Source organism: Microvirga ossetica, from assembly GCF_002741015.1.
In the GTDB taxonomy this organism is placed as follows: domain Bacteria; phylum Pseudomonadota; class Alphaproteobacteria; order Rhizobiales; family Beijerinckiaceae; genus Microvirga; species Microvirga ossetica.
Window position 1 is genome coordinate 929,488 of the sequence record NZ_CP016619.1, and the last position, 13,050, is coordinate 942,537.

Annotated in this window: 11 protein-coding genes and 1 pseudogene; 8 read left to right on the forward strand and 4 right to left on the reverse strand. The window is 63.3% G+C overall.

The window, feature by feature from the left end; genetic code table 11:
* Positions 1–8: 8 nt before the first annotated feature.
* Positions 9–752, forward strand: a complete 744-nt coding sequence (locus tag BB934_RS42665) for an amino acid ABC transporter ATP-binding protein (protein ID WP_099515584.1) — start codon at positions 9–11, stop codon at positions 750–752.
* A 242-nt stretch (positions 753–994) separates the two neighbouring features.
* On the opposite strand, the gene BB934_RS42670 is transcribed toward BB934_RS42665, so the two are convergent.
* The 4 genes and pseudogenes from BB934_RS42670 to BB934_RS42685 all read right to left on the reverse strand — a co-directional run.
* Positions 995–1,591, reverse strand: coding sequence for a hypothetical protein (locus BB934_RS42670; RefSeq protein WP_157934669.1), 597 nt, complete (start codon positions 1,589–1,591; stop codon positions 995–997).
* A gap of 328 nt (positions 1,592–1,919) precedes the next feature.
* Complete coding sequence (locus tag BB934_RS42675) at positions 1,920–3,242, reverse strand: MFS transporter (RefSeq protein WP_099515586.1); 1,323 nt, start codon at positions 3,240–3,242, stop codon at positions 1,920–1,922.
* 220 nt (positions 3,243–3,462) lie between these two features.
* The gene (locus tag BB934_RS42680) at positions 3,463–4,461 is read right to left on the reverse strand and encodes a 2-hydroxyacid dehydrogenase (protein WP_335645677.1); all 999 of its coding nucleotides are present in this window, start codon (positions 4,459–4,461) and stop codon (positions 3,463–3,465) included.
* Between the two features lie 17 nt (positions 4,462–4,478).
* Positions 4,479–4,789: pseudogene (locus tag BB934_RS42685) on the reverse strand (NAD(P)/FAD-dependent oxidoreductase); the annotation flags it as partial.
* 485 nt (positions 4,790–5,274) lie between these two features.
* Between BB934_RS42685 and BB934_RS42690 the strand changes: the two are divergent.
* The 7 genes from BB934_RS42690 to BB934_RS42720 all read left to right on the forward strand — a co-directional run bounded on the left by BB934_RS42690 (position 5,275) and on the right by BB934_RS42720 (position 13,035).
* Complete coding sequence (locus BB934_RS42690; protein ID WP_099515587.1) at positions 5,275–6,378, forward strand: NAD(P)/FAD-dependent oxidoreductase; 1,104 nt, start codon at positions 5,275–5,277, stop codon at positions 6,376–6,378.
* A gap of 22 nt (positions 6,379–6,400) precedes the next feature.
* The gene (locus tag BB934_RS42695; RefSeq protein ID WP_099515588.1) at positions 6,401–7,879 is read left to right on the forward strand and encodes an aldehyde dehydrogenase family protein; all 1,479 of its coding nucleotides are present in this window, start codon (positions 6,401–6,403) and stop codon (positions 7,877–7,879) included.
* Positions 7,880–8,179: 300 nt separating this feature from the next.
* Positions 8,180–8,848: a haloacid dehalogenase type II gene (locus BB934_RS42700; protein ID WP_099515589.1), complete on the forward strand. Its 669-nt coding sequence runs from the start codon at positions 8,180–8,182 to the stop codon at positions 8,846–8,848.
* A gap of 308 nt (positions 8,849–9,156) precedes the next feature.
* Positions 9,157–10,434, forward strand: a complete 1,278-nt coding sequence (locus BB934_RS42705) for an NAD(P)/FAD-dependent oxidoreductase (RefSeq protein WP_099515590.1) — start codon at positions 9,157–9,159, stop codon at positions 10,432–10,434.
* Positions 10,435–10,458: 24 nt separating this feature from the next.
* On the forward strand, positions 10,459–11,403 hold the full coding sequence (locus BB934_RS42710) for an ABC transporter permease (protein ID WP_099515591.1): 945 nt from the start codon (positions 10,459–10,461) through the stop codon (positions 11,401–11,403).
* Positions 11,393–12,304, forward strand: a complete 912-nt coding sequence (locus tag BB934_RS42715) for an ABC transporter permease (protein ID WP_099515592.1) — start codon at positions 11,393–11,395, stop codon at positions 12,302–12,304. Before BB934_RS42710 ends, BB934_RS42715 begins: the two co-directional genes overlap by 11 nt.
* 35 nt (positions 12,305–12,339) lie before the next feature.
* On the forward strand, positions 12,340–13,035 hold the full coding sequence (locus tag BB934_RS42720; protein ID WP_099515694.1) for a GntR family transcriptional regulator: 696 nt from the start codon (positions 12,340–12,342) through the stop codon (positions 13,033–13,035).
* The last annotated feature ends 15 nt before the right edge of the window (positions 13,036–13,050 follow it).

A 13,050-nucleotide genomic window follows, 5' to 3' on the forward strand; every position in this document is an offset into this window, starting at 1 on the left:
GAATCGACATGTCTGGCTCGGCCTTGGTTCACGTCAGCAATCTGTGCAAGCGCTACCGCTCGCAGGAAGTGCTCACGGGTATCAGCTTCCAGGTTGCACGCGGCGAGTGCGTCGTCCTATGCGGGCCGTCGGGGTCCGGCAAATCGACGCTGCTCCGCTGCATCAACGGTCTTGAGGGCTGGAATTCCGGCGAAGTGACCGTTGACGGCGTTGACATTGCTGCAAACGCACACCGGCGGGGGCACATTGGCCAGCTGGTCGGCATGGTGTTCCAGGACTTTAACCTGTTTCCTCACCTGACGGTCCTCGACAATGTTGCGCTCGGACCCCGCGTCCTGCTGAAAGAGCCGAGCACGAAGGCTGCCACGATCGGACACGAACTGCTCGAGCGCGTCGGACTCTCGGGCCATACACAAAAATATCCCCACGAGTTGTCGGGAGGACAGCAGCAGAGGGTGGCGATTGCGCGGGCTCTCGCGATGAGGCCGAAGGTCATGCTCTTCGATGAGCCAACGTCCGCGCTCGACCCGGAGATGGTGAAGGAAGTGCTTGACGTGATGCGCGAGCTTGCTGCCTCAGGCATGACGATGATCTGTGTAACCCATGAAATGGGGTTCGCGCGCAACGTCGCCGATCGGGTCGTCTTTCTGACGGACGGCTGTGTCTGTGAAACCGGCCAGCCCAGCGACTTTTTCTCCTGCCCCACAACACCCCAGGCCATCAAATTCTTGGGGCACGTGCTGGCACGTTAACCGTTCGCCGCAAGGTCTCGCGATCCTGCCATCATCCGGGGTTGCGCCGCATCCTACACGCCTGAGCTTCTCGGGTAACCCGGAGTTCCGCACGCATGCCGCTCCCGCCGGTGCAGGGGCTGAACGCGCGGGCTCAGGTCCAAACGGCTCACCTGGCAACTGCGAACAGGTCAGTCGCCCGAAGGCAGCTGCCGGCGGCCAAGCCTGTCCGCGGTGCCGCAAGCGAGCCGATCCCGTCCTGCTTACATCGGCGGTTTGACGCCATCCTTCTCCAGGGTGGCGCGGGTTGCCGATACAGAGCCATCGGCATGTCGGCGGCCGAAGATGAAAATCGCCGCGCCGGGTTTCACGAGGCTGATATCGCCGGGCACGAAGGCGACGACTGGAACGTCAGGCGGAACGGCGATGTCCGCCTCCTGGCCCTTGTAGGTCACCTTCAACACCTGCCCCTGTGGGGCGGCGGCCACCCCGGCAACGGTGGCGTTAGTCATCAGGCTGTCGGGAGCCAAATCCCAGGCAAACTGCCCTTCATTGGCTCCCGGCGGTAGGAAATGGACCTCAAGCGCCCGCAATTTGCCGTCCGGCCCTCGCACTGAAGTTGAGGCGATGTAGTCGCCGGCCTTGATGTCGGAGAGGCTGCGCTTCACCACGCCGCTGACTGCGAAATCCGCTGCCATGGTGACTGGGACGCTTTGCCCTGAGAGGGTCCGGATGACCAGGGCCTGCCCGTCGAGTCGGTCGACGGTCCCGCGGATGCGCGTGGGCGCTCCGTCCGGTGTCTGGGCGAGCGCCGGGAGAATGGCAAGAACGCTGAGCACTCCCATCAAGGATGATCGCATGGATGCCTCCAAAGGCTCTAAGCCGTGGTGCCGGATTCCTCATCGAGCGCCGAATAGGCTCCCCCGTCAACGCTCCCAGCGGCGCGAGAGGCGGCCTGCACGCATTCGTGATCGTACAGAGGAACGCTCGTCGTCCCGCCTTATGGCGCCTCCCTGCCGATGGGCCAAAAGCGAACGCACACACCCGGGACGTTGCACTGAAGCAGCGCGGAGTCGGAGCCGTGCGCGCCCGTGCTCTTCCGCCAAAAGCTGATGTCACCTTTGGCTGTATTGGACCTGCCAGATACGCCGGATCGGCGTTGATCTCCGGTCCATCGCCGGATTGGGTTCACCGGTCGGTCGGCCAGCGCTCGTGGAGCTCGTCGAGCACGAAAGCATGGGCATGCCTGATTGTTCGCCCGTGTGTGCGCCCATCGTGCAGGTGTTGGTGGTCTGGTGCGAGGTTGTCATGAACGTGAGGCAGGACATCTGGATCCTTGCTCGGCCAAAGCCGCAGGGCAGACACGGTCGCCAGTAAGGCAAGACCGCCGAGCAGCCAGAAGGTGTTCGGCAGGCCGATTGCGGCTCCGAGCCAGCCAGCCAACGGATAATTGATCAACCAGCACACGTGAGTGAATGAGAACTGCGCCGCAAAGACGGTCGCGCGGTCAGCCTCGCCGGATGAACGGCGGATGAGCCGTCCCGCTGGGGTCTGGATGAGGCCGTAGCCCATTCCAAGGATCAGCATGACAGCAAGAATCGGAGCGAAGTTTTCGATGAAGCCTGCTGCAAGCATCCCCACGACGATGAAGCTTGCCCCGATCAGCATGGCGGCCCGATCTTGGATAACTTCGAGCAGGCGCGGGACGCACAGCGCGGCCATCATGGACCCTGCGCCGTATGTGGCGAGGGCTAGAGCGGTCGCGGTTTGGGTCAGACCCATGTTCGCCTGGACAAGGACCACTGTGTTGACGATGATCATCGCACTGCCGCAGGAGGCAACAAGGGAAAAGGCCAGTAGTCCTCTCAGCCTCGGCGTCCCGATATAGATGCGCATTCCTGTAAGGGTTCTTTTTGCAATCTTGTCCTGCGTGATGATCCGGCGCGACGGAAGGATCGTCACGGCAATGAATGCCGCCGACGCCAGGAAGCCAAGCACGGTTCCTGCGAAGAGTTCGTGAAAGTTGAAGAACGTGAGCAGCAATGCCGCGATCACGGGGCTGGCGACGCTTTCCAGATCATAGGTCAACTGTGTCAGCGAGAGCGCGCGCGTGTAGTCTCGCTCATCCGGCAGCACATCTGGAATGGTGGCCCGCATTGTCGGCGTGAAGCCGGCGGACGCCGCCTGGAGCAAGAAGATCAGGCAGTAGATCTGCCAGACCTCCGTCACGAACGGAAATGCGACCATGACGGCTGCGCGAATCAGGTCGAGCCCGACGAGAATACTCTTGCGCGAAAAGCGCTCGGCCAATGCAGCTGCGACGGGCGCGAGGCTGACGCTGGCGATCATCTTGATGGCGAGCGCTGTTCCCAAAACAGATCCGGCCTGGGCGCCCGCGATGTCGTACGCCATCAGGCTCAGCGCAACCGTGGCAAGACCCGTCCCGAGCACCGCCACGAGCTGCGCGATGAAGAGGGAGCGAAAGGTTTTGTTGGCGAAGATCGAGAGCATAAGGACGGGTATTCCTCGACTTAGGTTTCACGCGTTGGACGTGAGCGCTGGATGGTGAGTGCTATACGCATTCCGACGGTTGTTGGCCGGCTGCGGTCTCGCCTCCGGGTGCCAAGCATGGTCGGCCGGCTGGCCTGAGTCCGATTGCCTTGGACCCCACCGCCACAGGTGGATGTCATGCTGACGCGTGAAATTCCGGTCATCGTTTGAATGTTTCTCCCTAGTACCCTCGCCGACGGTCGATCACGCCCTCCATCGGAAGTCCCGAGCGATGCCGCTCGATGAGCCGACAGACACGCTGGGCAGCCGCCTGGGGAAGGGTTGCGCTCGCGATATGCGGGGTGATCATGACCCGTGGATGCTTGAAGAGGGCATGGTCCGCCGCAGGAGGCTCACTCTGCAGAACATCCAAAATGGCGCAATCGACGCGGCCGCTCGCGAGCGCTGCGATCAGATCGTCCTCGACAAGATGGCCGCCGCGAGCCGCGTTGAGCAGCCGTGCCCCCTTGGGCAACTGCTCAAAGGTGGCGTGGCAAAGAATGCCCCGCGTGTCCTCCGTGAGCGGCAACAAGCACACGAGGATGTCGCAGCCCGACAGGAAGGCTCCGAGCTGCTCGGGACCGGAAAAGGTTTCGACTCCCTCGATGGTTTTGGGCGAAGCGCTCCAACCCCTTAGCGGAAAACCGAAGAACTTTAGAGATTCCGCCAACGCCTGCCCGAGGACACCGAGGCCCATGATGCCGACGCGGCGCTCCTCCGCTCGCTGCAGCGGGCGGTAGCTCCAGCGGCTGGCCTGCTGATCGGAAACATAGTGCGGAATGTCTCTGTGCAGAGCCAAGACCGCGAAGGTGGCATATTCGATCATGCCCCGTGTCAGATCAGGATCAAGCATCCGCACGATCGTTACATGCGGCGGGATCGCGTCCAAGTTGAGCTGGTCAATTCCTGCCCCGATGCTGAAAAGGACCTTTAGATTCGGCAACACGCGCTCCAAGTCCGGGGGCGCAACCCAGGCAACAAGGTATTCCACCTCCTCCCCGGCCTCTATCTCCGGCCACATATGGAACGAAGCTTGGGGCAGCTCCGACCGGAACACCGCGCTCCAGACCGCGCCCCTGACAGGATCGGACTTGTAGGCCACCACAATGGGTTGCGATGCGGCCTGCTGCCCCGCCGGGGGCCGAGGCCCGCCGGTCCGCTCGACATCGCTTTCGGCCATTCCGGTGCTCTGGCTCATCATGCTGCTTTCTGTTGGGCGAAGCGCCCGATGCCATAGATATCGAGCGAAAGGCTCGAGCGGCCCGTGTCAATGAGTTCGGCCATCACATCGCCCACTGCCGGCCCGACCTGGAAGCCTGCACCGCACAAGCCGAACGCGTAGAACAGCCCGGGGACCTTCTCGCTCGAACCCATGATGGGCAGATCGTCTGGCAGATAGCTCTCGATGCCGCTCCAGACCCGGATGATGCGGGCCGCGGCAATGCCGGGCCGCGGACGCGCAGCTGGGGCAACTGGTTGAGGGTGTTCCCGGGATCCACATAGGCCCGGCAAGCCCCGGAGCCGTCACCGAACTCCGATTGCCGCAGGCGCCCAGCATGGATGAGCACGGCGACCAGGAGGGTATCTCCTTCGAGCGCCATATGGCGAACGCCGTCGTTCTCGATTGGTCCCCGATCCTGCTCGGCAACCCGGATAAAGCGCGCGGGCATCGCACCTCTCATGTCAACGATGACGACAGTTTAGGGCGAGTCGGCCGAGATTCTTCGCCTCTGTCACAGCCCCAGCGAGGCGATTATTGCGGAGATACCCGAACCGCCAGCAGTTTCTGCCGCAATGCCGGCCACCCGTTGCCCTATCGGCGGACCGCCCTTCCCTCCGGCGTTGCTCATCCTGCCTGCCCCGTGAAGCAGAATGCGCTGTGGACCCCGCCCTGGCGAATATCTTTTGCCGAATGCCCCGGTCACCTCCGTAACATCTGCTCCGCGCTCGGGCCTACGCTTGAGGCTGCAACAGCGAAGGGGCAGGTTCATCCATGGCGCGCATCGTCATCATTGGCGCAGGGATCGTCGGACTATCGGTGGCTCGTGCCGCCCTGAAGAAGGGCCATGAGGCCATCATCCTGGAGCAGGGTCCAGTCCCGAATCCTCACGCCGCCTCGTTCGACCTGCATCGGATGATCCGGTACCAGTATGGGTCTGCCGAAGGCTATACCCGCATGGTCACGAGCGCCTTCGACGCGTGGGATCGGCTCTGGGACGATCTAGGTACCGATCACTTCGAGAATACCGGCAGCATCGCCATCTCCCTGGCGCCCAACGACTACGCGGAAAAATCCCTGAAGACGTTCCAGGCCATCGGCCTCGATCACGAGGTCTTGAACCGCGAGGATGTGGAGCGCCTGTGCCCACACCTGACCCTACCGGAGGGCGCTTGGGGCGTCGTTTCCGCGCGCGGCGGGCCCCTCTTCGCCAGCCGGATCGTCACCGACCTCGCGCAATGGGTGGTGGATCACGGAGCCGAGATCGAGGCGAACTGCAAGGTAGTTCGCGTGGACCCCGAGAACGGTATCGCCGAGCGGGCAGACGGGACGACGGTGGCGGGCGATCTCCTCGTCATCGCCGCGGGAGCCTGGCTTCCCGGCTTGCTGCCCGACCGCTACGGGGACAACGCGGTCTACCGCCAGGGGCTTTGCTATGTGGAGCCGCCGGCCCGCTACAAAGACTCGTGGCGCAACGCCCCCGCCATTGCCTCCTTGGGTGACCATACGGGCTATACCTTGCCCGATCGCCGCGGCGCCGGCCTGAAGATCGGCTATAGTGCTCATCGCAGGCTCGCACGGCCGGAGCAGCACGGCTTCGACTCCGATTTGGAGACTGAGAGCGCGGCGATCCTGGGGGCGTTCAAGCCCTATTTCAACGAACCGGACAGCTACCGGCCGACGCGGATCCAGGTGGGCTTTTACGTTCTTGACCCCTCGCGCCGCTTCAAGCTCGACCAATTCGGGCGTGGCCTCGTGGTGACGAACTGCGATGGCCAGATGTTCAAATTCGGCCCGCTTCTGGGCGAGCGCATCGTCGGCATGTTCGAGGGAACTGAATCCGCTGCCGACCTCTCCCGCTGGGCCGCCGGCCACTGAACTCCGCGATAGGACAACCGCCATGCTCGACTTCGATCCGAATACCGTTTCCGTTCCCAACGGTCACTTCATCGACGGGACGCTCGTCACCGAGTGCGGCGACACGCTTTCGGTCCGCCGTCCGTCGGACAACCATGTCTATGCGGACCTGCCGATTGCGTCCGCCGAGATGGTCGACCGGGCCGTGTTGTCGGCGCAGCGCGCCTTCGAAACATCGGACTGGGCCTCCGGCGCCCCACGCCACCGGGCCCGCATCATGCGGCGCTGGGCGGACCTCATGGAGGCCAACAGAGAGGAATTGGCCAAGCTTGAGGCCTTGGGTTCCACGCGGCCGATCAAGGATGTGCTCGCGGTCGACCTCCCCTATGGTGCGGACAGCATTCGGTTCTTCGCCGAGTGGGCAGACAAGCTCGGGGGCGACGTGGCGGCTACCCGGTCCGACCATCTGGGCCTCGTGATTGCCGAGCCCTATGGCGTCGTGGCCTGCATCGCACCCTGGAACTTCCCCATCACGCAGGCTCTCACCAAAATCGGACCGGCTCTTGCGGCGGGCAATGCCGTGGTCCTCAAGCCCTCCGAAATGACGCCGTTCTCCGCAGTGCGTCTGGCTGAATTGGCCATTGAGGCGGGCATGCCGCCAGGCATTCTCAACGTCGTCCAGGGCACTGGCGCCGTGACGGGTGACGCCATGTGCCGTCACCCACTGGTCGGCAAGATCTCCTTCACCGGCTCCACGCACACTGGCGCCGCCATCATGGCGGCGAGTGCTGAGAGCGGTGTCAAACCGCTCACCCTGGAGCTGGGCGGCAAGAGCCCGCAGCTCGTGTTCGCCGACGTGCCCGATCTTGGCCGGGTGGCGCGCGCCATCTCCAACTCCATTCTCGGCAATGCTGGGCAAGTCTGCGTAGCGGGCTCACGGCTGGTCGTGCAGCGCAAGGTGCAGGACCAGCTCCTCGACCGGCTCATCGCCCTGGCGAAGGACGTGCGCCCTGGACCGACCTGGCGCTCAGACACGTCGTTTGCTCCCATTATCTCCACGCCTCAGCTCGACCGCATCGACGGAATTGTCCGGCGGACCATCGCGGAGGGGGCCGAAGCGGTCATCGGCGGGCGGCGGGTGATGTCGATCCAAGATGGCGCCTTCTACGAACCCACCATTCTCACCGGCGCTTCGTCTCAAATGGAAGCAGTGCGCGAGGAGGTGTTCGGTCCCGTCCTGACGGTCCAGAGCTTCGACGATGAGGAAGAGGGTCTTACCCTCGCCGACCATCCGGTCTACGGCCTGGCGGCCGGTGTCTACACAGGCGATGTGAGCAAGGCCCTGCGCGCAGTGCGCACCATCAAGGCTGGCACAGTCTGGGTGAACCGCTACGGGCGCACCGCGGACTACATCATTCCGACGGGCGGCTACAAGAGTTCCGGCATTGGCAAGGACCTAGGCCGTCAGGCGGTGGAGGCCAACATGCGGCTCAAGAGTGCCCTCATCGACTTCGCCGCGTGACGCCATGAGCGAGACAGGCTGTTCCGTCCACCGCTTAGTCCGTGTCGTCGCGCTGCGAACCGCACCAGCAATCCATGCTGCAGAGGCCGCATCAATCGGCAGGATGTTCCTCCGGACACGGCACAAAGCGCAACGCTTTCTTCTTCGACGATCCTACAGTTCAGGAGATGCCACTGGGCGTGCCACTTCCGAGACCGACTGCAACGAGCGCAGCCGTTCCACGAAAGCGGGTGTCCGGGGGCGAGTGCCGCTCACACTGATCCATTCCACGCCGCCAGGAACAAACAAGGGCTGACCCTCATGACCACACTCAGGCCAAAGTACATCTCGTTCGACTGCCACGGCACGCTCATCTACTACGAGATGGCTCCGGTGGCGCGGAAGGTTTATGCGGACCGGGTGAGCGCAGACAAGTTGGATGCCTTCACCCGTGACTTCTCCTCGTACCGGCTGGACGAGGTTCTCGGGGCATGGAAGCCCTATTCCGAGGTGGTGCGCAACTCGATTGCCCGGACCTGTAAACTCTGGAATGTCGAATTCCGGGACAGCGATGCCGAATTCATCTACAACTCGGTGCCCACTTGGGGACCTCATCCGGACGTGCCTGTCGCACTCGCTCAGGTTGCCAAGCACTTTCCCCTGGTCATCCTCTCGAACGCTGACAATAGCCAGATCCGCTCCAATGTGGAGAAGCTCGGAGCGCCCTTCCATGCGGTGTTCACGGCGGAGGATGCCCAATCCTACAAGCCGCGCATGCGGGGTTTCGAATACATGATGGACAAACTGGGCTGTGGTCCGGAAGACCTGTTGCATGTCTCGTCGAGCTTCCGATACGACCTCATGACGGCACACGATCTGCACATCACGAACAAGGTATGGGTGAACCGCGGGCACGAGCCGCCAAATCCGTACTACGGTTACCATGAGATCAAGGACATCTCCGGATTGCCGGGCCTGCTCGGCCTGTAAGGGGTGTCACCGGCCTTGAAGCCGAACGAAGCAGAGCTTTGCTCATGCGACAGGCGAGATGGCTCTTTCGCCCCTCTTTAGACGGTGCGGCTATCGATACAGAATATTCTATCGATAGCCCGCCGGAAGCGCCCATCTGCTTAGATTGTTTGCAGAGCTTGGCCGAAGAAATATGCAATTGTCGATGTTATGATTGTTGACAATCATACAACTAGGGTCATCATGAAGGCATGGATGGCATCCGCAGCGCTCCTCGGTCTCATGGACTCGCCGACGATAGCACAGGCCGATCTTCAGAAAGCCGGATCATGAAACTTGCATCATATTGGCTCGATACGGCGCCGCCCTTCGCCGGCGAGACCTCAGGTGCCCTCGCCGGCCGGGCTGACGTTGCGGTCATCGGCGGCGGCTTTACCGGGCTCTCGGCAGCCATCGCGCTCGCGAAGAATGGTGCCGACGTCGTTCTGATCGATGCAAACCGCGTCGGCGCCGGCGCTTCGGGGCGCAATGGAGGGCAGTGCAACAACGGTCTCGCGGCCGATTTCCGCAGCACCGTGGAGCAGCTCGGGCTCGCCCAGGCCCGCACGCTCTATCGCGCCTACGACGCGGCGGTCGATACGGTCGAGCGGCTCGTCAGAGAGGAAGCAATCGAGTGCGACTTCGGCCGGACGGGCAAGATCAAGCTTGCGGCCAAGCCCGAGCATTATGAAAAGCTGGCCCGCACCCACGAAGTGCTCGCCCGGGAGGTGGATCCGGACACCAAGCTGGTGCCGGCCTCGGCGATGCGCTCGGAAGTCGGCACGGATCGCTATCACGGCGGCCTCGTCTTCGGCAAAAGCGCCAGCATGCACATGGGAAAGTTCGTGCATGGCTTGGCCAGTGCAGCCGCGCGGCACGGCGTGCGCATCTACGAGAACGCTCCCGTCACGAAGCTGAACCGCATCCACGGATACGAGCATGACGTCGTCACGCACCGTGGTACGGTCAGGGCGTCGCAGGTCCTGCTCGCCACCGGCACCTCGACGGTCGGTCCCTTCTTTCACTACCGCCGGCGCATCGTGCCCATCGGCAGCTTCATCATCGTAACCGAGCCGCTGCCGATCGAAACCGTCGACGCTCTCATGCCGACCCGGCGAATGGCAACCGACTCGAAGAACGTCGGCTCCTACTTCCGCATCACGCCGGACAATCGCCTGCTGTTCGGAGGGCGGGCCCGCTTCGCCATGTCGAACCCGCTCTCGGACGCCAAGAGCGGCAAGATCCTCGAGCAGATCATGCTCACCGTGTTTCCCAGCCTGCGCGGCGTGCGCATCGATTACTGCTGGGGCGGCCTGGTGGACATGACCGCCGATCGCCTGCCGCGCGCCGGTGAGCATGACGGCGTGTTCTATTCGATGGGCTACAGCGGCCACGGTACCCAAATGTCCACGCATATGGGCGTCGTGATGGGTGAGGTCATGAGCGGCAAGCCTGAAGCCAACATCTGGCGCGACATGGAATGGCCGGCCATCCCGGGGCATTTCGGCCCGCCCTGGTTCCTTCCCTTCGTGGGAGCCTATTACCGCTTGCAAGACATCCTGCACTGAGGCGAACGGGGAGAGGACAAGACCATGTGGATGATAGCCCTACAACGCTTCCTGATCCTCTGCCTGACATTGGTGATCATCTCGCTTCTGGCCTTCCTCGTTCCCTACATGAGCGGGGGCGATCCGGTGCGCACGATCGTGCAGTCGCGCGTCGGCGACATGGCCGTCGATCCGGCTTCCGTCGAAGCGATGCGGGTGCAACTCGGCCTCGACCAGCCTCTCTCCGTGCAATATCTGGGCTGGTTGTGGAACGCTCTCCACGGGGATTTCGGCTACTCCTTCGTCAGCCGTTCCCCCGTTGGCCCGGAAGTGGCGCGCGCCCTGGTCGTCTCGTTCACCCTGGCCATGAGTGCGCTGGGCATCGCGCTCGCCGTCGCCCTGCCCCTGGGAACGCTCAGCGCCATGAGGCCCGGCAAGGCCGTCGACACCGTGGCGACCTTCGTTACCCAGACCTTCGTGGCGGTGCCTGAGTACTGGTTCGCGCCGATGGCTGTCCTGGTCTTCTCCCTTTATCTGGGCCTCTTGCCCTCCGCCGGTTGGGAAGGGCCCGCCTCGCTGGTCCTCCCGGCTGTCGTGCTCAGCCTGCGTCCGCTGGCCTACTTCACCCGTGTGAGCCGTGCGGCCATGATGGACGTGCTGCAGGCCCCCTACATCACGGCCGCGCGCAGCCGCGGCCTGAACATGAACCAGACCGTCGTCCATCATGGCATCCGCAACGGGGCGATGCCGGTCGTGACCCTCTTCGCCCTGTGGCTTGCAGGCCTGCTGGGCGGCTCCGTCGTGGTCGAAGTAATCTTCGCCATTCCGGGCATGGGTCGGCTGATCTACGAGGCCGTCGTCAACAAGGACGTGCCGACGCTTCAAGGCAGTTTCGTGTGCATCGTCGCTCTGTCGGTCCTGATCAACACGCTCGCCGACGCCCTCTACATCCTGCTGAACCCAGCCGTGCGGATCCGCCATGTCCATTAATCATCTTGCCCCCTCGGCCCCAACAATCCTCGAGCCGGCCCGGCGGACCGAACCGTCGGCCCTGGCACAGGCCATCCGCTTCATCCGCCAAAGGCACTGGTCGTTTGCCGTCGGGTCGCTGCTGTTCCTGACCATCGCAGTGCTTCTGATCATCTCGCCCTGGATCATCCCGCATGATCCCGCCGCACAGAGCTTGGTGCGCCGCCTGGCCGGTCCCAGCGCCCAGCACTGGCTCGGCACTGACCATCTCGGGCGCGATCTGCTGAGCCGGTTGCTGATCGGCGGGCGTTTCTCCGTCGCGATCGCTGCGGTCACACTCATCCTGTGTGCGGTGATCGGCACCCTCCTTGGCGTCGTCAGCGCCCGCACAGGCGGGCTCGTGGACGAGATCATCATGCGCGTCGTCGACCTGCTGATCTCGTTCCCGGACGTGATCGTCGCGATCTTCATGATCGCGATCTTCGGCCCCGGCTACACCACGCTGATCGCCTCACTGACGATCGTCGGCTGGACGCCGTTTGCACGTATGGCCCGAGGCCTGACTCTCGAGATCAACTCGCGTGAGTACATCAGGGCGGCGGAGGTCCTCGGCTGTACGAAGACGTTCATCATCTTCCGCCATGTCATTCCCAACGCAATCCGACCCATCGCGGCCATCAGCTTCCTGCGCTTTGGCCACAAGCTGATCACGGTCGGCGGCCTGTCGTTTCTCGGCCTCGGCGTGCAGCCGCCGAACGCAGACTGGGCGCTGATGCTGGCGGAGTCGCAGGCCTACGCAGAGCGTGCGCCGCTCCTGGTCGTCGCCCCGGGACTCGCGATCTTCCTGACCGCGCTCAGCGTCACCTGGATCGGCCAGGGCCTGGAAATGATGGGACGCAAGGCCTCCAAGGTGGCTCAATAATGGCTTTCAAGGCCGTAACGATGAAAGATGGAACCATGAAAGCTGACAGCAAGGGGATCAAGCGCCTGCCGCGGGTAACCCTGTCTGGCCGCATCGCGGAGGAGATCCGGGAAGCGGTTCTGTCGGGAGCCTTCCCGCTGGGATCTCAGCTGAACGAGATGGACTTGGCGGAGAGGTTCGGCGTCAGCCGTGGTCCGGTCAGGGAGGCGATGCAGCGCCTGATCCAGGAGGGGCTCCTCCACAGCGAACCGCACCGCGGTGTGTTCGTGCCGGAGCTTACCGATACGGACCTGTCCGATGTCTACTACGTTCGGGAGGCGATTGAGGGTGCGGCCGTCCAAAGGATCATGGCTCGTCAGGACCGAAAGGATATCCATCTCGCTCTGATGAAGATCGCCAAGCAGATGGAGAAGACGGTCACCCAGGGAAGCTGGATGCAGGTGGCTGACATCGATCTCGCCTTCCACCGTGAGCTCGTCGAGGCCGCTGGAAGTTTTCGCCTGTCGCGGATGTACGCTACGGTTCAGGCGGAGACGAAGCTGTGCATGCACATGCTCATGGGGGGCTACCGGAGCAGCAAGGCTTTGGTCGAGGAGCACGAGCTTCTGGCGAACCTCATCGCGGGCGATGATGTCGCCGCAACGTTGCGGGAGCTCTCCCGTCACTTCGGGGATCCCATTCGCATCCTGCGCAAAGCAAATGCAGTTAGGCAAGGATCAGAGGCCGCCTGACCGACCCACCGCCCG